The organism is Streptomyces sp. NPDC088554 (genome assembly GCF_044752945.1).
Taxonomy (GTDB): domain Bacteria; phylum Actinomycetota; class Actinomycetes; order Streptomycetales; family Streptomycetaceae; genus Streptomyces.
Genome location: NZ_JBIVMF010000001.1, coordinates 213406 through 234724, shown reverse-complemented (window position 1 = coordinate 234724; position 21319 = coordinate 213406). Strand labels below are relative to the sequence as shown.

19 protein-coding genes and 1 riboswitch are annotated in these 21319 nt (G+C 71.5%); of the genes, 6 read left to right on the top strand and 13 right to left on the bottom strand.

What is annotated here, in order from left to right; all coding sequences use genetic code 11:
* Window positions 1-10: 10 nt before the first annotated feature.
* From ACIP8W_RS00865 to ACIP8W_RS00850, 4 genes are all read right to left on the bottom strand, one after another.
* Window positions 11-1009, bottom strand: coding sequence for an ABC transporter permease (locus ACIP8W_RS00865; protein WP_401954022.1), 999 nt, complete (start codon window positions 1007-1009; stop codon window positions 11-13).
* Between the two features lie 477 nt (window positions 1010-1486).
* Window positions 1487-2281 carry an enhanced serine sensitivity protein SseB C-terminal domain-containing protein gene (locus tag ACIP8W_RS00860; protein WP_401954025.1) on the bottom strand — a complete coding sequence of 265 codons (795 nt, stop codon included), beginning with the start codon at window positions 2279-2281 and terminating at the stop codon, window positions 1487-1489.
* Between the two features lie 226 nt (window positions 2282-2507).
* Window positions 2508-3242 carry an enhanced serine sensitivity protein SseB gene (locus tag ACIP8W_RS00855; RefSeq protein WP_402201610.1) on the bottom strand — a complete coding sequence of 245 codons (735 nt, stop codon included), beginning with the start codon at window positions 3240-3242 and terminating at the stop codon, window positions 2508-2510.
* Window positions 3243-3362: 120 nt separating this feature from the next.
* A complete protein-coding gene (locus tag ACIP8W_RS00850; protein WP_402201518.1) occupies window positions 3363-4052 on the bottom strand; it encodes an AAA family ATPase in 690 nt (229 codons plus the stop codon).
* Window positions 4053-4244: 192 nt separating this feature from the next.
* A riboswitch (glycine riboswitch) is annotated at window positions 4245-4342 on the top strand.
* Between the two features lie 145 nt (window positions 4343-4487).
* On the opposite strand from ACIP8W_RS00850, the gene gcvT reads away from it, so the two are divergent.
* The 4 genes from gcvT to ACIP8W_RS00830 all read left to right on the top strand — a co-directional run bounded on the left by gcvT (window position 4488) and on the right by ACIP8W_RS00830 (window position 8891).
* A complete protein-coding gene (gene gcvT / locus ACIP8W_RS00845; RefSeq protein ID WP_401954030.1) occupies window positions 4488-5639 on the top strand; it encodes a glycine cleavage system aminomethyltransferase GcvT in 1152 nt (383 codons plus the stop codon).
* An 86-nt stretch (window positions 5640-5725) separates the two neighbouring features.
* The gene (gcvH, locus tag ACIP8W_RS00840) at window positions 5726-6103 is read left to right on the top strand and encodes a glycine cleavage system protein GcvH (RefSeq protein WP_401954033.1); all 378 of its coding nucleotides are present in this window, start codon (window positions 5726-5728) and stop codon (window positions 6101-6103) included.
* A 33-nt stretch (window positions 6104-6136) separates the two neighbouring features.
* Window positions 6137-7405: a serine hydroxymethyltransferase gene (gene glyA, locus ACIP8W_RS00835; protein WP_401954035.1), complete on the top strand. Its 1269-nt coding sequence runs from the start codon at window positions 6137-6139 to the stop codon at window positions 7403-7405.
* Window positions 7406-7508: 103 nt separating this feature from the next.
* Window positions 7509-8891, top strand: coding sequence for an L-serine ammonia-lyase (locus ACIP8W_RS00830; RefSeq protein WP_401954038.1), 1383 nt, complete (start codon window positions 7509-7511; stop codon window positions 8889-8891).
* 316 nt (window positions 8892-9207) lie between these two features.
* On the opposite strand, the gene ACIP8W_RS00825 is transcribed toward ACIP8W_RS00830, so the two are convergent.
* The 5 genes from ACIP8W_RS00825 to ACIP8W_RS00805 form a co-directional block, all read right to left on the bottom strand.
* Window positions 9208-9861, bottom strand: coding sequence for a fasciclin domain-containing protein (locus tag ACIP8W_RS00825; RefSeq protein WP_401954046.1), 654 nt, complete (start codon window positions 9859-9861; stop codon window positions 9208-9210).
* Between the two features lie 147 nt (window positions 9862-10008).
* Entirely contained in the window at window positions 10009-11589 is a 1581-nt protein-coding gene (locus ACIP8W_RS00820; protein ID WP_402201609.1) for a molybdopterin-dependent oxidoreductase, read from the bottom strand.
* 245 nt (window positions 11590-11834) lie between these two features.
* Entirely contained in the window at window positions 11835-12590 is a 756-nt protein-coding gene (locus ACIP8W_RS00815; protein ID WP_401954049.1) for an anti-sigma factor domain-containing protein, read from the bottom strand.
* On the bottom strand, window positions 12587-13171 hold the full coding sequence (locus tag ACIP8W_RS00810) for a sigma-70 family RNA polymerase sigma factor (protein WP_401954051.1): 585 nt from the start codon (window positions 13169-13171) through the stop codon (window positions 12587-12589). The genes ACIP8W_RS00815 and ACIP8W_RS00810 overlap by 4 nt, the downstream gene beginning before the upstream one ends.
* A gap of 323 nt (window positions 13172-13494) precedes the next feature.
* A complete protein-coding gene (locus tag ACIP8W_RS00805; RefSeq protein WP_401954053.1) occupies window positions 13495-15594 on the bottom strand; it encodes a BTAD domain-containing putative transcriptional regulator in 2100 nt (699 codons plus the stop codon).
* Between the two features lie 617 nt (window positions 15595-16211).
* Between ACIP8W_RS00805 and ACIP8W_RS00800 the strand changes: the two genes are divergently transcribed.
* Window positions 16212-16982 carry a thioesterase II family protein gene (locus ACIP8W_RS00800; protein WP_401954056.1) on the top strand — a complete coding sequence of 257 codons (771 nt, stop codon included), beginning with the start codon at window positions 16212-16214 and terminating at the stop codon, window positions 16980-16982.
* 223 nt (window positions 16983-17205) lie between these two features.
* On the top strand, window positions 17206-17874 hold the full coding sequence (locus tag ACIP8W_RS00795; RefSeq protein ID WP_401954058.1) for an O-methyltransferase: 669 nt from the start codon (window positions 17206-17208) through the stop codon (window positions 17872-17874).
* 46 nt (window positions 17875-17920) lie between these two features.
* On the opposite strand, the gene ACIP8W_RS00790 is transcribed toward ACIP8W_RS00795, so the two are convergent.
* Genes ACIP8W_RS00790 through ACIP8W_RS00775 form a run of 4 tightly spaced genes read right to left on the bottom strand, consistent with a single transcriptional unit; the run spans window position 17921 to window position 21312 of the window.
* Entirely contained in the window at window positions 17921-19060 is a 1140-nt protein-coding gene (locus tag ACIP8W_RS00790; protein ID WP_401954061.1) for an HAD-IIIC family phosphatase, read from the bottom strand.
* The gene (locus ACIP8W_RS00785; protein ID WP_401954063.1) at window positions 19057-20172 is read right to left on the bottom strand and encodes an acyl-CoA dehydrogenase family protein; all 1116 of its coding nucleotides are present in this window, start codon (window positions 20170-20172) and stop codon (window positions 19057-19059) included. The genes ACIP8W_RS00790 and ACIP8W_RS00785 overlap by 4 nt, the downstream gene beginning before the upstream one ends.
* Window positions 20165-20434 (bottom strand): acyl carrier protein, encoded by a 270-nt coding sequence (locus ACIP8W_RS00780; RefSeq protein ID WP_401954066.1) that lies wholly within the window; start codon window positions 20432-20434, stop codon window positions 20165-20167. Before ACIP8W_RS00780 ends, ACIP8W_RS00785 begins: the two co-directional genes overlap by 8 nt.
* A 5-nt stretch (window positions 20435-20439) precedes the next feature.
* Entirely contained in the window at window positions 20440-21312 is an 873-nt protein-coding gene (locus ACIP8W_RS00775) for a 3-hydroxyacyl-CoA dehydrogenase family protein (protein ID WP_401954068.1), read from the bottom strand.
* Between the last annotated feature and the right edge of the window lie 7 nt (window positions 21313-21319).

The window sequence follows — 21319 nt, the reverse complement described above, 5'->3', positions numbered from 1 at the left end:
GGGGCCGCGATTACTTGCCACGGGGGTCGAGTGCGTCGCGCAGCCCGTCCCCCAGCAGATTGAAGGCCAGCACGGTGATGAAGATCGCCATGCCGGGAATGACCATGAACATGGGGTCGACCTGGTACAGATCGACCGCAGTGGACAGCATGCCTCCCCAGGAGGCCTGCGGCGGAGCGATACCGACACCCAGGAAGCTGAGGGACGCCTCGAAGAGGATGTTGGTGGGGATCAGCAGGGTCGCGTACACGAGGATCGGCGCGATCAGGTTCGGCAGCAGCTCACGGAAAAGGATGAACGGGCCGCGGGCGCCGAGCGATCTCGCGGCCTCCACGAACTCCCGCTCGCGCAGGCTCAGCGTCTGCGCCCGCACGATGCGTCCGATGTACGGCCAGTTGAAGAAGCCGATGACGAAGATCAGTACGGCGATACGGAGCGACAGCCCTTCCAGGCCGAACGCCTTGCCCTGGAGCGAAGCCGAGATCGCGATGGCGAACAGGAGGAGCGGGAACGCCAGGAACGTGTCCATCAGCCGGCTGATGGCACTGTCGACCCAGCCGCCGTAGAAGCCCGCCACGACGCCCATCACGACACCGATGACGACGGAGAGCAGGGTGGAGCCGGCCGCGACGACCAGCGAGACCCAGGAGCCCTCGATGATGCGGGCCAGGATGTCGCGCCCGGTCTGCGGCTCGACACCCAGCAGGTGGTCCCAGCTGATGCCGCCGAAGCCACCCTTGGGGGCCAGCAGAATGGGGTCGACGAGATCCTGGTTGAAGGCGTTGGGGTCGAGCCCGAAGACCGCCTGGATCGGCTTGGACAGTACGGCGACAAGGACCAGCAGGATCACGACGACGCCGCCCGCTATGGCGACCTTGTCCCGTCTGAAACGCGTCCACGCGATCCGGCCGAGCGAACGACCCTCGATCTGCTTGCCCCCGGCGCCCTCCAGGACCGCTTCCGGCGGAGCTTGCGCCGCCGACCCGGTGGTCTCGATAGGTGCCGTCATTGCGCTGGAGACCCCTCTCGGCCGACGGTGGCCGGCCCATGACCGCCGCTGCAGCGGCTCGTTCACTTCGTACATGCATGGTGATCCCCCGGATTCGGGGGAACTGCTTCTTTGAGCGCATCGCACACTAGTGCGTGCCGAGGGCCCGTGCTGCACGGAGTCTTCAACCACCCGCGATCGCCCGCCACCCTTCACGGCCAATGGTTGCCCAACCGTGATGCGAGGAAAGGGGTGCCGTTATACGGACAACGCCCGCGTCTCAGCGGACCTCGACGGCCACCGGGGCACCGGATCCGCCGGGGCGCTCAACCCGCTCTTTTATACCGAAATTTGACCATAGCGATACGGTTCGCGATCCGCCGGGACAGCCCTCCGTACGGGCGCGCCTTTCCGGCCGCCCCGGACTGTACCTTGGTCTGAACCTTTCGCGTTCCCCGGCCGTATACGGCCACGGTCACGGCCCCGGCGGGCGCTGTGTCAGTACGCGCGGGAGGCCGGCGGCGGATAGCCGTATCCGGCGGGCCGGTCGGGGGAGCCGGGCGCCGCGTGCGCCTCGCGGTCGTAGAACGGGCGGGAATGGGCGCGCAGCCACATTGTTACCGGGTCGTATTCGTCGGACATCGCAACGGTGGAGACCGGGAGCCCGTCCGGGACGGCGGCGACCGACTGGCGCATCATCGCCCGTACGGAGTCGACGGAGGCCGGGCTCGTGTCGTACAGGTCGAGGCCGATGGCGAGATACGGGACGCCGAGCGCCGGCTGCACCCAGGCCCGGCGCAGCGCGCGGACGGCCGGGGTGTGGTGCGCGTTCTGCGTCAACAACGCGTAGAACTGGGGCAGTTGGATGGCCGGTTCCGACAGGCGCAGCGGTCCCGCGGGCATCCGGTCGAGGCCGGTGGCGATCCGGCGCAGATCGAGCCAGGGGATGCCGACACCGCCGCCGGGGGCGTGCGGATTGAGCCAGATCCCCCAGCGGTCGGGGTAGAGGGCGCGGGCGATGTCGCGGCCCGTGACCACCTCGTGGGCGCGGGTCCAGCCGCTGGCGGCCAGCTCCTGGGCCGAGGTGACACAGGGGGCGTAGCCGAGGCCGTCCATCTCCATGTTGCCGTACTGGGCGTCGGGCGAGCCCGACCGGCCGTGCCAGAGCAGCATCCAGACGCTCTCCTCGGCCAGGGCCCGCAGGAGCGCCTCGTACGCGTCGTACCGTCCCGGCGTCACCTGGCGCAGCATGTGCTCGACCTGTCCGGCCGCCGCGGTGCCTGACGCGCTCACTCTGGGTCCCGCCCCTCTTCGATCCACCATTCGCCCGGCCCACCCGGGCGCCCTCGGGCACACGGTGCGACGGCCCGGCCATCAAACCAGCTTAGGCGGCCGTACTGACACAGACTTGACGCCAGGTGTGCCCACCGCGCAGACGGGCCGGGGCCGCTCTCCTCAACTCGTACCCGCGCGCGCGGCCCGTACCCCCGCGACACGGCCCCGGCCCCCCACCCCCGTCCTAACCGCGCTGGTAGAACGGTCGCACCTTGGCCGCCAGCCAGTCGGCGACCGGGTCCTGTGCCAGGTCCAGCAGCAGGAGGTTGACCGGCCAGCCGACGGGCACCCGGCCGAGCGCCCGGCCGAGCGCGTCCATCGGGACACCCTGCTGGTCGGCCGTCCAGGCGGAGAGCTGTACGCCGACGAAGAGCACCGGGGGCGCGCCCTCCACGCTGGCGAGCGCGCGGCGGGCGGAGAGCACCACGCCGGACGCCTCGAACTCGGCCGCGGCGGCGGCGAGGAAGTCGACCGGGTCGTCCTGCCAGTCCGGCTCGAAGAGCCGGACCCGGCCGCCGCTCGCGGCGCCGTCGAGCGGGGTGCGGCCCGTCCGGCACAGCTCCGCGACGGCGGGCGGCGGCAGCGGCGCGCCGACCGCCCCGCCGGGGTTGACCGCGATCCCGAGCTGCGGGGGCAGGCCCCGGGCGAACTCCCGGGCCGGGGCGACCGTGAACGCCATGTGCTCCCCGGCGCACTGGCGGAACTGCTGCGCCGAGCTGAACACCGGGACGTACGCGGCGCCGCCGATCTCCACCGTCGGCAGATCGAGGGAGCGGCTGTCGGGTCCGCCGCCATTGGGCAGCGGGATCCAGACCTCGCTGCGGCCGAGCACCTCGATCAGCCGGCCGCCCGCGCCCACGGCGCCGTGCGAGGCGGTGAGCACCTCTTCGAGTTCGTTGCCCGGCCATGCCGTATTCACTGTTGTCACCGCTGCTTCCACTCGCTGTCTTCCGCCGCCCTCGGCCCTGGGGCAGCACCTTAGACCGCCGGCACATGAGGGGGGCAGCGTCGCGGTGCCCCCCTCATGTGCCGGGCGGCCTCAGGGGAAGGTGATCACCCGGAGCGCGTCGGCCGTGTCCCGGTCCAGGAGGGTCACCGAGGCGCAGCCCGCGGGCGCGCGGCCCGCCTCGGCCTCGGCGAGGAGCCGGCCGACCGCGCGGCGGTGGCGGGCGAAGGCGTATCCGGAGACGCCGCGCCCGCGTTCGCGCTGGCCCTGGCGCGCGACCTCGGGCGCGACGTCCAGCAGGACGAGGTGGAGCAGCCGGCCCCGGGCGCGGGCCTCGCGGGCCAGCCAGCTCCGTACCCAGGTCTGCGTCCCGCAGTCGTGCACGACCGTGCTCGCGCCGGAGGCGAGCACGCGGCGGAGCCCGGCGTAGTGCGCGAGCCGGACCAGCGGGCGGTAGACGGCGTACGGCAGCCCCGGCGGCATCCGGCGCGCCCAGCGGTCCCTGGCGTCCTGGGAGTCGATCCCGCCGCCGTTCGCGACGCGCCGGATCAGGGTGGACTTGCCGCTGCCGGGCAGACCGGAGACGACGACGACGTCCCCCGCCGCGAAGACCAGGCCGGCCGGTCCCGCGCCGCCCCGCCCTCTCAGGTCCCGGACGGTGGGCACGGTCGCGCGGGGCGCCGCTCCGCCGGCGGTCGCGTCCTGCTGTGCGCCGTGCGGCACGCCTTGCTGTACGGGCACTCCCGCGGTCGTCGCGTACGCCCCGAAGCCCTGCGTCATCATCGCCGTCCCCCTGTCAGCTCTGTCAGCCCGGCCGGCCTGTTCCACGCCGTTGTCCACGACCCTTGCCCACGAAGTGTAAAGAGAAGGTAATATCCCGCAAGCTCTTCGCCCCTGCGGGCGAGTCGTCCACTGGCCACCCCATGGTGGGGCGATGCGTGCGACAATGTGCGCGTCAACTGCATACCGGCCGTTTGAATCCGCGCGGGAGAGTCCCGGTCACCCAGTGCGCCGGGCGCCGAAGGAGCAAGTTCCTCCCTTGAATCTCTCAGGCCCCGAACCGCGTGGATGAGGCATATCTGAAAAGCGGGCCGCGTTTCGGCGGCTCCACCCAAGGTGCAAGTCATGACCTCAGTACGTGTGGTCGTGATGAACCTCTCAGGTTCCGATGACAGATGGGGAGGACCGTCCTCTCTGTCATGCCCTGGGAGTCACACAATGAGCCATGCCCCCCTCAGCGATAGCCCCGCCGCGCCCGCCCGCCGGACCGCGCTCGACGCCGTACACCGGGCGCTCGGCGCGACCATGACCGACTTCGCGGGTTGGGACATGCCGCTGCGGTACGGCAGCGAGCGGGACGAGCACCGGGCCGTCCGTACCCGCGCGGGGCTCTTCGACCTCTCCCACATGGGCGAGCTCACCGTGTCGGGACCGGCCGCCGCCGATCTCCTGGACCACGCGCTGGTCGGCGATCTCGGCGCCGTGGCCGTGGGCCGGGCCCGCTACACCATGATCTGCCGCGAGGACGGCGGCATCCTGGACGACCTGATCGTCTACCGGCTCGCCCCGGACACCTTCATGGTCGTCGCCAACGCCTCCAACGCGCAGACCGTGCTGGACGCCCTGACCGCGCGCGCCGACGGCTTCGACGCGGAGGTACGGGACGACCGCGACGCGTACGCGCTGCTCGCCGTCCAGGGCCCCGAGTCCCCCGGCATCCTCAAGTCCCTCACCGACGCGGACCTCGACGGGCTGAAGTACTACGCGGGCCTGCCCGGCACCGTCGCCGGGGTCCCCGCGCTGATCGCGCGCACCGGCTACACCGGCGAGGACGGCTTCGAGCTGTTCGTCGAGCCGCGCCACGCGGAGCCGCTCTGGCAGGCGCTGACCGGGGCGGGCGCGGACGTCGGCCTGATGCCGTGCGGGCTGTCCTGCCGCGACACGCTCCGCCTCGAAGCCGGCATGCCGCTGTACGGGAACGAGCTGTCCACCGCCCTGACCCCGTTCGACGCGGGGCTCGGCCGGGTCGTGAAGTTCGGGAAGACGTCGAACGGCGGCGACTTCGTCGGGCGTACGGCCCTGGCGGTGGCGGCCGAGCGCGCCGCGACCGCCCCGCCGCGCAAGCTGGTCGGCCTGATCGCCGAGGGCCGCCGCGTCCCGCGCGCCGGTTACCGGGTGCTCGCGGACGGCCGGGACGTGGGCGAGATCACCTCGGGCGCCCCCTCGCCGACGCTGGGCAGGCCGATCGCCATGGCGTACGTCGACGCCACGCACGCCGCGCCGGGCACGGCGGGCGTCACCGTGGACATCCGGGGCTCCCAGGAGCCGTACGAGGTCGTGGCGCTGCCGTTCTACCAGCGCCAGAAGTGATCCGGACCGGTCCCACAGCCCAAAACGTCTCGATCCGTAAGACGACAGTTCCGCACCACACCCCCGCGTACAGGAGAATCCAGGTCATGAGCAACCCCCAGCAGCTGCGCTACAGCAAGGAGCACGAGTGGCTGACGGCCGCCGAGGACGGCGTGTCGACGGTCGGCATCACGGAGTACGCGGCCAACGCCCTCGGCGATGTCGTGTTCGCCCAGCTTCCCGGGGTGGGTGACACGGTGACCGCGGGCGAGACCTGCGGAGAGCTGGAGTCCACCAAGTCCGTCAGCGATCTGTACGCCCCGGTGACCGGCGAGGTCACCGAGACGAACCAGGACGTCGTGGACGACCCCTCGCTGGTGAACTCCGCTCCGTACACGGGCGGCTGGCTGTTCAAGGTACGGGTCGCGGAGGAGCCGGACGGGCTGCTCTCCGCGGACGAGTACAAAGAGTTCTCCGGCAGCTGACGTGCTCCGGCAACTGACACCCCAGGGACTGTGATGTCTTCGAATCCGCTTCTGAACGCCTCGCTCCACGAGCTCGACCCGGACGTCGCCGCCGCTGTCGACGCGGAGCTCCACCGTCAGCAGTCCACCCTCGAAATGATCGCCTCGGAGAACTTCGCTCCGGTCGCGGTCATGGAGGCCCAGGGCTCCGTGCTGACCAACAAGTACGCCGAGGGCTACCCCGGCCGCCGCTACTACGGCGGCTGCGAGCACGTCGATGTGATCGAGCAGATCGCCATCGACCGGGTGAAGGCGCTCTTCGGCGCCGAGCACGCCAACGTCCAGCCGCACTCGGGCGCCCAGGCGAACGCGGCCGCGATGTTCGCGCTGCTCTCCCCCGGCGACACGATCATGGGTCTGAACCTCGCCCACGGCGGGCACCTGACCCACGGCATGAAGATCAACTTCTCCGGCAAGCTCTACAACGTGGTCGCGTACCACGTGGACGACGCCACCGGCCAGGTCGACATGGCCGAGGTCGAGCGGCTGGCCAAGGAGTCCCGTCCGAAGCTGATCGTGGCCGGCTGGTCGGCCTACCCCCGCCAGCTCGACTTCGCGGCCTTCCGCCGGATCGCGGACGAGGTCGGCGCGTACCTGATGGTCGACATGGCGCACTTCGCCGGTCTGGTCGCCGCGGGGCTGCACCCCAACCCCGTACCGCACGCGCATGTCGTGACCACGACCACGCACAAGACCCTCGGCGGTCCGCGCGGCGGGGTGATCCTCTCCACCAAGGAACTGGCGAAGAAGATCAACTCCGCGGTCTTCCCCGGCCAGCAGGGCGGCCCGCTGGAGCACGTCATCGCGGGCAAGGCGGTCGCCTTCAAGGTCGCGGCCACCGACGAGTTCAAGGACCGCCAGAAGCGCACCCTGGAAGGCGCCCGGATCCTCGCCGAGCGCCTGGTCCAGAGCGACGTGACCGAGGCCGGTGTCTCCGTGCTCTCCGGCGGTACGGACGTCCACCTGGTCCTGGTCGACCTGCGCGACTCCGAGCTGGACGGCCAGCAGGCCGAGGACCGCCTCCACGAGGTCGGCATCACGGTCAACCGCAACGCCGTCCCGAACGACCCGCGCCCCCCGATGGTCACCTCGGGCCTGCGGATCGGCACCCCGGCGCTGGCCACCCGCGGCTTCGCGGCCGAGGACTTCGCCGAGGTCGCGGAGGTCATCGCGGCCGCGCTGAAGCCCGAGTTCGACCGCGAGGCGCTGGCGGCCCGGGTCTCCGCGCTCGCCGCGAAGCACCCGCTGTACCCGGCGCTGTAGCCCACCGGCTCACCCCACGGGGGTACGGGGCCACCACGCCCACCGGGCGACACCGGCCCCGTACCCCCCGTACCACCCACCCAGCTTCAAGGAGTCCCCCACCGTGGCCATCTCGGTCTTCGACCTGTTCTCGATCGGCATCGGCCCGTCCAGCTCCCACACGGTCGGCCCCATGCGGGCCGCCCGGATGTTCGCCCGACGCCTCAAGAACGAGGGCCTGCTCGCCCATGTCTCCTCGGTACGGGCCGAGCTGTACGGATCCCTCGGCGCGACCGGCCACGGCCACGGCACCCCCAAGGCGGTCCTGCTCGGCCTGGAGGGCGACTCCCCCCGTACCGTCGACGTGGAGAACGCCGACGCGCGGGTGGAGCGGATCCGCGCCGAGGGCCGGCTGAACGTCCTCGGCGCGCACGAGATCGCCTTCGACCCCGACACCGACCTGGTCCTGCACCGCCGCAAGGCCCTGCCGTACCACGCCAACGGCATGACGGTCCTCGCGTACGACGCGGAGGGCGCCCTCCTGTTGGAGAAGACGTACTACTCGGTGGGCGGCGGCTTCGTCGTCGACGAGGACGCGGTCGGCGAGGACCGCATCAAGCTCGACGACACCATCCTGAAATACCCCTTCCGCACCGGCGACGAACTGCTGAAGCTCTCCGCCGACACCGGACTGTCCATCTCCGCCCTCATGCTGGAGAACGAGAAGACCTGGCGCACCGAGGACGAGATCCGCGCCGGACTCCTCGGCATCTGGCGCGTCATGCAGGCCTGTGTCGCGCGCGGCATGGCCCGCGAGGGCATCCTCCCCGGCGGCCTCAAGGTCCGCCGCCGCGCCGCCCACTCCGCGCGCCAGCTCCGCGCCGAGGGCGACCCGCAGACCCACGCCATGGAGTGGATCACCCTCTACGCCATGGCCGTCAACGAGGAGAACGCCGCGGGCGGCCGCGTCGTGACCGCCCCGACGAACGGCGCGGCGGGCATCATCCCCGCCGTCCTGCACTACTACATGAACTTCGCGGCGGGCGGTGCCACGGAGGCCGAGAAGGACGACAGCGTCGTCCGCTTCCTCCTCGCCGCGGGCGCCATCGGCATGCTCTTCAAGGAGAACGCCTCCATCTCCGGTGCCGAGGTCGGCTGCCAGGGCGAGGTCGGCTCCGCCTGCTCCATGGCGGCGGGCGCCCTCGCCGAAGTCCTCGGCGGCTCCACCGAACAGGTCGAGAACGCCGCCGAGATCGGCATGGAGCACAACCTCGGCCTCACCTGCGACCCGGTCGGCGGTCTGGTCCAGATCCCCTGCATCGAACGCAACGGCATGGCGGCGGTCAAGGCCGTCACCGCCGCCAAGATGGCCCTGCGCGGCGACGGCACGCACAAGGTCTCCCTCGACAAGGTCATCAAGACCATGAAGGAGACCGGCGCCGACATGTCCGTCAAGTACAAGGAGACGGCCCGGGGCGGGCTCGCGGTGAACATCATCGAGTGTTGAGAAACCCTCTCTGATCAGGGGTTTCTCATCTTTCAGCTCTGTCACGGCCTTTCCCGTCCACCCGGCGGATCGTCCCTGAAAGGTCCCTCCGACAGAGCTGGCACCACCCTCGGAAACCGGTTGACGACGATACGTGGCCAACCGGCAGGAGCGCGCCCTGTCGGCGAAAGCGCCGCCGTTCCCCTGCTTCCGGGGGACGGCCCATCCCTACGGTGTCCCGGCCCGAGTCCGGGCCCGCGACGGGCCGTGCGCTCCGGGGCGCCGTCCGTCGGCGACCCGGAGCAGGGAATGCCTCACGAGGGGGCGTGCCGTCGGCTCACATCTTCGGCATCAGGACGGTGTCGATGATGTAGACGGTCGCGTTGGCGGTCGGGACGTTACCGCACACGACCTTGGCGGAGCCGTTGACGGTGTAGGACTCACCCGAACCCTTGGTGGTGAGCGTGCTCTTCTCCAGGGTCGGGAAGGTGCCGTCCTCCAATGCCTTCGGGGCCAGCTTCTCGCCCACGACGTGGTACGTGAGGATCTTCGTCAGCGTGGCTTTGTCGGCCAGCACCTTGTCCAGGTCCGCCTTCGGGATCTTGGCGAACGCCTCGTTGGTGGGCGCGAACACCGTGATGTTCTCCGCGTTGTTGAGTGTGTCCACCAGACCGGCCTTCTTCACCGCGGTCACCAGGGTGGACAAGTCGGGGTTGTTGGACGCGGCGGTCGCGACCGGGTCCTTCGACATGCCGTCGAACGAACCCGCGCCGCTCTTCGGTACCGACGCGCACGCCGTACCGAACGGCTTGTCGCCCGTGCCGGCCGCGCCGTCCGTCGTGCTGGTGTCGGACTGCTCGGTGGCGGTCGCCGAGTCGCCGCTGCCCTTGGTGTCCTTGCTGTTGTCGCTGGAACAGGCGGTGAGGGCCAGCGGCAGGACGACAGCGCCGAGGGCGGCGAGGGCGGCGCGCTGGAAGCGGGTGGCATTCATGTCGTATCTCCTTGGGAAGTCGTGCGCGGAGCGTTCCGCCCACGGACGTTTTAATGGTTTACGCGGTGGTTCATCCGGGATCTCGGGCAAGGCGGTGCCGTGCCGAGGGGTGGGGTGACGTGGTGGTACGAGGGTGGTGACCGCCCATCAGGTCACCGTGACCACCACCGAGTGCCAGCCGGTGGCGCCGTTGGGCACCGTGCCGACGCGTCTGCCGGTCTGGGTGTAGCCGTCCTGGTCGGTGGCGCGGACCTCCAGCGTGTGGTTGCCGCTGGTGGCAGGCCAGTGCCACAGCCACTGGCGCCAGGTGTCCTTCGTATCCTGGGCCCCGAGCTTCGCGGTGTGCCAGGGGCCGCCGTCGACCCGTACCTCGACCCGGGCGATCCCCCGCTGCTGTGCCCAGGCCACCCCGGCGACCGGAACCGTGCCCGCCTGGGGAGAGGCGAACGGACGCGGGGTGTCGATCCGCGACTCGGTCTTGACGGGAGCCTGCTGGGACCAGCTCCGCTTCACCCAGTACGCGTCGTAGTCGGCGAACGTGGTGAGTTCGAGGTCCTGGAGCCACTTGCAGGCGGAGACATAGCCGTAGAGGCCGGGGACCACCATCCGTACCGGGAAGCCGTGGTCGAAGGGGAGCGGTTCCCCGTTCATCCCCATCGCCAGCATGGCGTCCCGGCCGTCCATGACCGTCTCGACCGGTGAGCCGATGGTCATGCCGTCGACGGAGCGGGCCACGATCTGGTCGGCGGGCCCGCCTCGCGAGGGCAGCCGGACGCCCGCCTCGCGCAGCAGGTCGGCCAGCCTGACGCCGATCCAGCGTGCGTTGCCCACATACGGACCGCCGACCTCGTTGGACACACAGGTCAAGGTGATGTCCCGTTCGATCAGCTCCCTGCGGAGCAGATCGTCGAAACTCAGGGTCAGCGGCCGGGAGACACCCTTGCCATGGATCTTCAGCCGCCAGGTGGTGGCATCGATTCTGGGCACGACCAGGGCCGTGTCCACCCGGTAGAAGTCCTTGTTGGACGTGGTGAAGGAAGACAGACCCCGGACCGTGAGATCCGCGCCCGCCGGTACCGGACGGGCCGGTGAGGAAGGCGCGGGGAGCACGACAGCGGCGCGGGAGGCCACGGCGCCGGCCGCCCCCGACGCGTTGAGCCGTTGTCCCAGTACACCCGCTCCGGCCGATGCCGTCACCGCCGTCGTGGCGGCGATGACGAAGCCGCGCCGGTCGAAGCCGCTCCGCGCGGCGGCGGTGCGGGGGGCTGTGGCTCCGTCCGTGCCCGGGGCGGCCCGGGAAGGGCGGAGCGTGAGCCGGGTGACCAGAACGCGGAGCACCGCCCCGGCCGTCAACGCGCCCACCACCGAGGGCATCGCGTCGAGGAGAGCGCCGTCGGGACGGCTCACCGCGGCCACCGCCCCGATCGCGCCGAATACCAGAACCGCCGCGGAACCGATCAACCGGTGGCGCAACGCGACTACTCCGACCGCCATGGCGAAGACGGCGAGGAGGGCCAGGATGCCGAGCTGGAGCACCAGCTTGTCGTGGGTGCCGAAGTTCCGTACGGCGAAGTCCTTCAGGGCCGGCGGGGCCAGGTCGATGGCCGCTCCGCCGACCGCCGTGACGGGACTCGATTCGGGCCGTACCGCCGCCGACACCAGCTCCGCGACCGCCAGCGCGGTGAACCCCGTGATCAGGCCGCTGAGCGCGGCCAGAGCGCCGCGCACCAGACGCGCCGTCGGGCCACGGTGACTCTCCTCGGTTGCCGGCACTTTCGGATCTTCGCTCACACCGGCCATTCGGTGCGGGATGCCAGGCGGATTGGTCGTGAACCCGAACGAAGGAAAAGTACGCCGAGAAGGTCGCGCCGGACATCGATGAAGCCGTCCCTCGCCCGCGGAAACGCTCCGCCCAACATGCGGCGGGCCGGGGCGGGGCAGCCGGTGGGGAAGGCCGGTGCCCTCCCCACCTGTCAGGCGGCCGGGAAGTCCATCAAGGCCAGCGGATCGGAGGTGGGCCGCTTCGAGCCACCGGCCGGCTCGACCGTTATGCCCATGCCGGAGGCACCTTCGAGGGAGCCGTCCATCAGTACCGAGCCGGAGCCCCCGGACAGGTCCAGCAGCCCGGCGGCGCGCATCGTGCCGCCGTCGTTGTACCAGAGTTCATACACCTTGCCGCGGGGTGGCTTCGGCATCCCGGTCGCGATGAACGCGGCCTTGCCCCGGCTCCGTGAGACCACGACCGTGCCGGTCGCGTCGGCCGTCAGCCTTCCGGTGACGGCCTTGGCGTCCGGGGCGGCCAGCACCGTCGCCAGCTCCTCGGACCGCTGCTGTTCCGCCCGCGTGTGACCACGCGCGTCACGCGCCTCCTGGTACTGCCAGCCCGCGACCCCGCCGAAGCCGACTGCGGCGGCCAGGCACGCCGCGAGCGCGAAGCGGGACAGCGCGCGCCCGCGTGCCGCGCCACCGCCGGGACGGGGCGACGGCGCCGCCTTCGGCGGATCCTGTCGCTCGGTCGCGATACGGCGGAGCACCTGCTCCTTGAGGTCCGGCGGTGGGGTCACGGCCACGGCACGGCCGAGTCTGGCGGCCGTGGCGGCCAGCTCCCGCACCTCTTGGACGCATGCCTCGCACACGTCCAGATGGCGTTCGAACTCGGCGCGCTCCCGCGGTGCCAGAGCGTGCAGCGCGTACGCGCCAGTGAGCGTATGCAGATCGGCGACGGTCATGCGTCCACCCCCAAGCAGTCGCGCAGCCGGATCAGTCCGTCGCGCAGGCGTGTTTTGACCGTACCCAGCGGGATCGAAAGCAGTTCGGCCACCTCCCGGTGGGCGAGGCCCTGGTAATAGGCCAGATTCACGGACTGGCGCTGGAGTTCGGTGAGCGTCCGCAGACAGCGGCGCACCTGTTCCCGCTCCAGGCCGGCCTCGACCTGTTCGGTGACCTCGTCATAGGCCGGGGTACGGTCCAGCAGCGCGGCCCGGTGTTCCCGGTCGCTGGACGCCTGGGCCGAGCGGACCCGGTCCACTGCCCGCCGGTGGGCGAGGGTCAGCACCCAGGTCATAGCGCTGCCGCGGCTGGGCTGGAAGCGGGTGGCGGTACGCCATAGCTCCAGCAGCACCTCCTGCGCGACCTCCTCCGACTGTGCCGGGTCGCGCAGGACGGAACGCACCAGCCCGAGGACGGGCCCGCAGACCTGGTCGTACACCCGGGAGAAGGCGTCCTGGTCGCCTCTGGCCACCTGGACCAGCAATTCCTGGAGATCGGGCCCCGCCGAGGCGTGGCCACCGATCTGTACGGCTTCTTTCACGCGGCTTCCTCCACCGTCCGAACATTCCCCCCTGGATTCGGAGCCGGTGCCCCGGTGGATTGGTCGGTGTGTGCGGCGGTCAGCCGGGCGGCCCCGGCCCTGCTGACCGCTTTTCGGCCGGCGGCCGGACAGCCGTCGCGGGCCTGCTGCGGCCCGGAGGGTCGGTCCGATACCGACGAGCGGTACGAGGGCGGAGGTGGCACCGGACCCTACCGGAATGCGCGCTGTGCGCGGGAGGTCGCCGCGCCCGCGCTGCTCGGAACGGACGCAGCGTCACGCGTGAGCGGGCGGGCCCTGCGCGGCCCTCGCCGAGGTGGCGGCGGTCAGCCGGACACGGCCCGGGGTGCGGCGGCGGACGGCAGCCGTCTGCGTAGCTCGCCGAGCAGGCGGAGGCCGACCGCCTCGGGGCCGACGGCCTCCGCCTGGGCCAGTGCCGCCCGGACGCCCGCGCTGTCGTGGTCCGTCCACTCCATGGTGTGCCGGCGCAGCACGTACGTCGTCGGCCCGTCCCCCGGGGTGAACGGCCGCCCGTTCCCGCTGAGGGTGTGCAGAAACGTCTGGAGCAGGCAGCGCAGCGTCTCCACCCGCCACTCGGGGCCCTCCTTGTCGGCGTGTTCGCGGGCGTACACCAGCGACAGGGCGTCCAGGTGATAGCGGTTGTGGTCGTACTCGACCAGCAGGTGCGCGTCCACCAGCGCGTCGAGTACGTCCTCGGCGTTCTCCTCGGAGCAGTCGAGCAGCACCGCGACGGTCTCGCGGCGGATGTACGACACGTTGCCGACGCCGAGTTTCCGGAAGGCCGCCGCGAGGTCGACACCGTGGACGGACCGGTGGTGCAGGGAGGCGTACGCGGCGTCCAGGCCGGTACGTACCGCGAGGTCGCCGACGCGTAGCTCGTCCAGCAGCCGCCGTGGCTCGGCCAGCCGGCCCGCCAGGTCGCCGAGGCGGCGGCGCGGCCGGGCCAGCAGGCGGCAGCCCACGACGCGCAGGGCCAGCGGCAGACCGGCGCAGGCGACGGCGATCCGGTAGGCGGCCTGTGGTTCGGCGGCGATGCGCCGGTGGCCGACGATCCGTTCCAGCAGTTCGAGCGAGGAGCCCTCGTCGAGTACGCCGAGCGGCACGCCGTGCGCGCCTTCGAGGTCGTCGAGCCGGTGGCGGCTGGTGACGATCACCCGGCTCTCGCCGCTGCCGGGCAGGAGCGGGCGGACCTGTGCGGTGTTCTCCGCGTCGTCGAGCACGATGAGCATCCGCCGACGGGCGATCAGTGACCGGAAGAGGGCGATCCGGTTGGCCATGCTCTCCGGTACCTCGCCGTCGGGCACCCCCAGGGCGGCGAGCAGCCGGGTGAGGCTCTCGGCGGGCTCCACGGGGCGTCCGGTGCTGCCTTCCAGCTCCACGAAGAGCTGGCCGTCGTCGAAGTCGCCGCGGACCAGGTGGGCCGTGTGCAGCGCCAGGGCCGTCTTGCCGATCCCGCCGGCGCCGGTGATCACCACCGTCGGCGCGGGACCGGCGGTCGGGGCCTCGCCGCGCAGCAGCCGGCCCACCTCGCCGGCCTCGGAGACGCGGGCGGTGAAGTCGACGGTTCCCCGGGGCAGTTGGGCGGGGGTCGGCCAGCCCGGCCAGGTGGGGCCGGGACCGTCGGACAGCTCCTGGCGTACCCCGGTGGAGCCCTGCGGCCGTGACTCCTCCCCGGCCCGCAGGATGTCCTGCTGGGTCGCCTTGAGCTCCGGGCCCGGTTCGGTGCCGAGCTGGTCGATCAGCGCGGCCCGGGTCCGCTGGAACAGGCCGAGGGCCTCCTGCTGCTGGCCCGAGCGGAACAGCGCCAGCATGAGGCGGCTGACCAGTCCCTCGTGGAACGGATACTCCTTCACCAGCCGCCACAGTTCGGGCAGGATCTCGGCGTGGCGCCCCAGTTCGAGGTTCATGTCCATCCGCCAGGTGCGCGTCTGGAGGTGCAGTCTCTGCAGATGGCCGACCTCCACGTCGTGGAGCGTGCGGGAGTCCACGTCCATCAGCGGCTGGTGCCGCCACAGGTCGAGCGCCTGGCGGAGCTCCTCGGCGGCCTGCGCGGTCCGGCCCGCCCCGGCCAGCGCGGCGGCCGCCCTCCGGTGGGCGGTGAACCTCCCCAGGTCGCTCTCGTTCTCGTCCAGTTCGATCAGATAGCCGGGCGCGCGGGTCATGATCCGCGCCCCGGCGGTCGCGCCCAGGACCTGACGGAGCCTCATGACGTAGGTGCGGACCGTGGCGGCGGCGCTCGGCGGCGGGGTGCCGTCCCAGACCAGGTCGGCGATGGTTTCCAACGGGACCACTCGGTTCGCGTTCAGCAGGAGCGTGGCGAGGACCACCCGCTGCCTGGGGGCGGGCACGGTCAGCTCCTTCCCGTCCGCCCGGATGACCAGGGAGCCCAGCAATAGGAATTCCATAAGCGCCTTACCCTCATGACGGCACGAGCGGTTCGTGCCGGTCCCACGGTTCTCACTGGGCGCGTGCCACGGGCGCCGCGGGACCGGATGAAGAAACAGGGGCGGACTGGTCCGCACGCCCCCGTCACCCCGGGTGGGAGGACGGAGCGGTGCGCACGATGGCGATGAGTGACAGTCCGGCCCGGCCCGGTCAGCCGCCCGGGAGTTCCGCGCGGTCGTCGGGAACGGGCGCCAGGAGCGGGGCGACAGGGTGCCCGCAGCCGGGCACGGCACCGGGCCTCGCGGCTCGGGCAGGGGTCCGGGAGCCGCGGTCGGCGAGGAGGAACAGGCGCATGAGGATGGCCTCCCGTTCTGTCAGAAGTAATCCAACCTTGGAATCTATCCAGGCAGTGATCTGACCTTAGACCTGTCTGGGCAGATGCCCACCCACACTTTCTACCGCCGCCGTCCGCACCGGAGCGGAAGGTCTGGGGGAACCTGCGGAACTCTGGGGGGATGCAGGGGTTCCTTCTATAGGGGCCCCTAGGGGTGGCCGCCACCAGCAGGTTCTGCCTAGCCTCCGGTTACGGTGCCGAACGGGCGGCGCATGACCGACCTTCTACGGAGGCAGGCGGACGATGGATCGACGCGCCGACGAACCGGGGCTGTGGCTCCGGCGTTTCGTGGCCGCCCCCGAGGCCCCGGCCCAACTGGTCTGCTTCCCCCACGCCGGTGGCTCGGCCGGTTCCTACCGCGCCCTGTCGGCCGCCCTGAGGCCGACGGCGGAGGTCCTGGCCGTGCAGTACCCGGGGCGGCAGGACCGATGGGCCGAGGAGTGCGTCGACAGCATCCCGGAGCTGGTCGACCGGCTGCTGCCCGCCCTGACCGCGCGGGCCGACGGCCGGCCGCTGGCCCTGTTCGGCCACAGCATGGGCGCCACCCTGGCGTTCGAGGTCGCGCGCCGGCTGGAGGAACGCGGAGAGACACGGGGCCCGGTCGCCCTGTTCCTCTCCGGACGCCGGGCACCGCACTTCGAGCGCGACGGGAGCATCCACCTCCGCGACGACCCGGGCCTCCTGCGGGAGGTGCGGCTGCTGGACCCGTCCACCGCGGCGGTGCTGGAGGACCCGGAGCTGCGCCGGATGGTCCTGCCGGCCCTGCGCGGCGACTACCGCGCGGTGGAGACGTATGTGTACGTACCGGGGCCGCCGCTGCGCTGCCCGGTCGTGGCGTTGACCGGGGACGCCGATCCCCTGGTGTCCGTCGAGGAGGTCGAGGGGTGGCGCACGTACACCCGGGGGCCGTTCGCCACGCATGTCTTCACCGGCGGCCACTTCTACCTCAACGATCACCCCGAGGCGCTGCACAGCGCCATCCGGGACCGGCTGCGCCCGCTCCCGGTCGCGTGAGAGAGGCCGGGCGCCCACACCTCTCCCGGGACGGCCACCGCTCCCGTACCCGCGTCGGCGGCCGTGCGGAGCGGCCGGGCCCGGCGCGCACCGACCGACCGGAACGCGGAGCCGTCCATGGCTCCGCTCCCCCACGTACCCGCCTGAAGGAGGGAGAACGTCCCGCAGGCGGAAGCCAATCCTCCACCGGCTGAAGCCGGTGGCCCCCCGCTAGGAGGATCCGATGGCCGAACAGATCAGCATGACCCCGGAACTTCAGGAGTACGTCACGGATTCCTCGCTCCGCGAGGACGACATCCTCCGCGAGCTGCGCCACGAGACGGCCGACCTGCCCGGCGGCACCGCCCTGCAGGTACCGGCCCAGGAGGGGCAGTTCCTCGCGCTGCTGATCCGGCTCGTCGGAGCCGCTTCCGTCCTGGAGATCGGGACCTTCACCGGCTACAGCACTCTGTGCATGGCCCGTGCCCTGCCCGCCGGCGGGCGGCTGGTGACCTGTGACATCACCGACCGCTGGCCGTCGATCGGCGCCCCGTACTGGAAGCGGGCCGAGGTGGCCGATCGGATCGATCTGCGGGTGGGTGACGCGGTGGAGACGATGGAGGGCCTGCTCGCCGACGGGGGGCCCGGCACCTTCGACGTCGTGTTCGTCGACGCGGACAAGGCGAACTACCCGCGCTACTACGAGCTGGCCATGGAGCTGGTCCGGCCGGGCGGTCTGATCGTCGTGGACAACACGCTCTTCTTCGGCCGGGTCGTCGACCCCGCGTGCACGGACGCCGACACCGAGGGCGTCCGCGCGCTCAACGCCCGGTTGCGCGAGGACGAGCGGGTGGAGCTGAGCATGCTCCCCGTGGCGGACGGCATCACCCTCGTACGGCGCAAGGACGTCTGATACGCCGGTCCTCACGGGGGTGACGCCCCCGTGAGGACCGGCCGGGTCAGGCCCCGGCCGCCACCGGGGCATCGGCCGGGGAGTCCCCGGCCAGCTCCGGAGCGAGGAGCCGGATCGTCGTGGAGGCGGGCTGCGGGGCAGCGGCCAGGTGCAGCCGCTCGATCGCCTCCTCGTCCCCGGCCTCCCCGCCGACGGCGGGTACGGCGCTGCGGCAGGCGCAGGGCTCGTCGTCGAATCCCGCGAACCGGTAGGCGACCTCCATCATGCGGTTGCGGTCCGTCCTGCGGAAGTCGGCCACCAGATGGACACCGGCCCCGGCCGCCTGGTCCACCAGCCAGCCGAGGATGACCGATCCGGCTCCGAAGGAGACCACCCGGCAGGAGGTGGCGAGCAGCTTGAGGTGCCATACGGTCGGGTGCTTCTCCAGCAGCAGTACGCCGACGGCCCCGTGCGGACCGAACCTGTCGGTGAGGCTGGTGACCAGGACCTCATGGCCGGGGTCGGTCAGCAGGTCGCGGAGCGCCCGGTCCGAGTAGTGCACCCCGGTGGCGTTCATCTGGCTGGTGCGCAGGGTCAGTTCCTCGACCCGGGTGAGTTCCTCCTCGGTGGCCCGCCCGATGTGCATCACCAGGTCGAGGGAGCGCAGGAACTCCTCGTCGGGGCCCTCGAAGGCGGACCGTTCGGCCTCCCGCCGGAACCCGGCCTGGTACATCTGCCGGCGGCGGCGGGAGTCCACCGTGCCGGCGGCGGGGCTGAACTCCGGCAGTCCGGTGAGGGCGAGCGCGTCCTCGGCCGGATAGCAGCGTACGTCCGGGAGGTGGAAGGCGACCTCGGCCCGCTCCGCGGGCTGGTCGTCGATGAACGCGATGGCGCGGTGGGCGAAGTTCAGGCCGTCGGCGATCCGCCCGACCGCCTGGGACTTGGGGCCCCAGCCGATCTCGGGCAGGACGAAGTACTCGGCGACGCCCAGCTCCTCCAGCCGTGCCCAGGCCGGATCGTGGTCGTTCCGGCTGCACACGGACTGGAGGATGCCACGCGAGTCCAGCTCGACGATCGCGGCACGTATCGCCTCGGGCAGCCGCACCTCCTTGTCCTCCAGCAGGGTGCCCTGCCAGAGGGTGTTGTCCAGGTCCCAGACCAGGCACTTCACCAGGGTCGGCGCGTCGGTACCGGTCTCGTCGCTCATGATGGCTCCACAGTCGTCAACACGTGTTCGGCGAGCATCAGTTCGCACATCTCGTTGCTGCCCTCGATGATTTCCATCAGCTTGGCGTCCCGGTAGGCGCGGGCCACCGGATGTCCGTCCTGGGCCCCCGCCGACGCCATGACCTGGACGGCCGTGGCGGCGCCGCGGGCCGCGTGGCCCGCGCTGACGTGCTTGGCCAGGATGGTCGCGACCACCATGTCCGGCGACCCGTCGTCCCAGCAGCGGCTGGCGTGCTCGCACGCGCGGGCGGCCACCTGCTCGCCGATGAACAGGTCGGCCAGATGCCGGGAGACCAGCTGGTGCCGCGCCAGCGGCTGCCCGAACTGCGTCCGGGACGAGGCGTGTGCCGTGGTGGCGGCCAGACAGGCGCGCAGGATCCCGACGCATCCCCAGGCGACCGACATACGCCCGTAGGCGAGGGCCGTGGTCACCAGCAGCGGCAGGGACAGGCCCGCGCCCCCGAGGACGCTGTCGGCCGGGAGCCGCACCGAGTCGAGGCGGACCTCGGCGTGCCCGGCGGCGCGGCAGCCCAGCGGGTCGGCGACCCGACGCACCTCGACGCCGGGCGCGTTGGCGGGCACCACGACGGCGGCGCCGCCGTCCCCCATCCGTCCGAACACGATGAGCAGGTCGGCGTAGTGAGCGGCCGTCATCCAGACCTTGTGGCCGTCGACCACCACGGTGTCGCCGTCGGCGGTGATCCGGGTGCCGATCCCGGACAGGTCGCTGCCCGCCTGGGACTCGCTGAAGCCGACGGCGGCCAGCTCGCCCGAGACCAGGCGCGGCAGCAGCTCCCGGCACTGCGCCCGGGTGCCCAGCCGTTCGATGGTCCAGGCGGCCATGCCCTGGGAGGTCATGACGCTGCGCAGCGAACTGCACAGGCTGCCGACGTGGGCGGTGAACTCTCCCCCGGTACGGCTGTCCCAGCCCAGCCCGCCGTACTCGGCGGGGGCCCCGGTGCAGAGGTACCCGGAAGCGCCGAGTTTTCTGAGCAGTTCGTCGGGGAGCAGCCCCGACCGGTCCCAGCCACCGGCCCGGTCACCGACCAGGCCGGTGACCGAGGCGGTGGCTTCGGCGAGCAGATCACTCACTGCCGTCTCCTGCGGCTTCCCGCAGCCGGCCGACCAGGGCCGCCATGCCGGTGACGGTACGGAAGTTGTCCAGGCGCAGGTCGGCGCCGCGGATCGAGATGCCGTACGCCTTCTCCAGGTGGACCACCAGCTCCATGGCGAACAGCGAGGAGAGCCCACCGGACGCGAAGAGGTCCGTGTCCTGCTGCCACTCGGTCTTGGTGCGGGCCCGGAGGAAGTCGAGGAGTTCCTTCTCGACGGTGCCTTCGAAGGGAATGGTCATGATGTTCACTCTCCGTATACGTAGAAACCGCGGCCGGATTTGCGGCCGTTCTCGCCTGCCCGGACCTTCTCCAGCAGCAGGTCGCAGGGACGACAGCCGTCGTCCCCGGTGCGTTCGTACAGCACGTTCAGCGAGTCGACGAGGTTGTCGATGCCGATCAGGTCGGCGGTGCGCAGCGGGCCGGTGGCGTGCCCCAGGCCGCCCCGCATCAGGGCGTCGACGTCCTCGACGCTCGCCGTGCCCTCCTGCACCACCCGGGCCGCGTCGTTGATCATCGGGTGCAGGATCCGGCTGGTCACGAAGCCGGGGGCGTCCCGCACCACGACGGGCTGTCGGCGCAGGGTGGTGAGCAGGGCCTGTACGGCGTCCACGGTGGCCTCGCCGGTGCGGGCACCGCGGATGACCTCGACCGTGCGGATCAGCGAGGGCGGGTTCATGAAGTGCGTGCCCACGAGATCCGCCGGACGCACGGCCGCCGAGGCCAGTTCGTCAATGGGAATGGACGAGGTATTCGATATCAGGGGGGTGCCGGGCGAGAGGACGGCGGAGACCTCGGCGATCACCTTGGCCTTGAGTTCCGCGTCCTCCGTGATCGCCTCGATGACCGCGGTGGACCCGGCCGCGTCCGACACCGACCGGCTCGTGACGAATTCCGCGTCGGGAACGGATTCCGGCAGCGCGTCCATCATCCGCGCCATGCGCAGCTCATGGGTGACCCGGGCCTCGGCGGTGTCGAGTTTCTCCTGGTCGACGTCTATGAGCGTCACCGCGACACCGTGTCCGGCGGCGAGCGTGGCGATACCGATGCCCATGACCCCGGCGCCCAGGATGGTGATTCTCGGCGCGGTCTCCGCATCACCGGAATTACTTTTCTGCATAGTACTC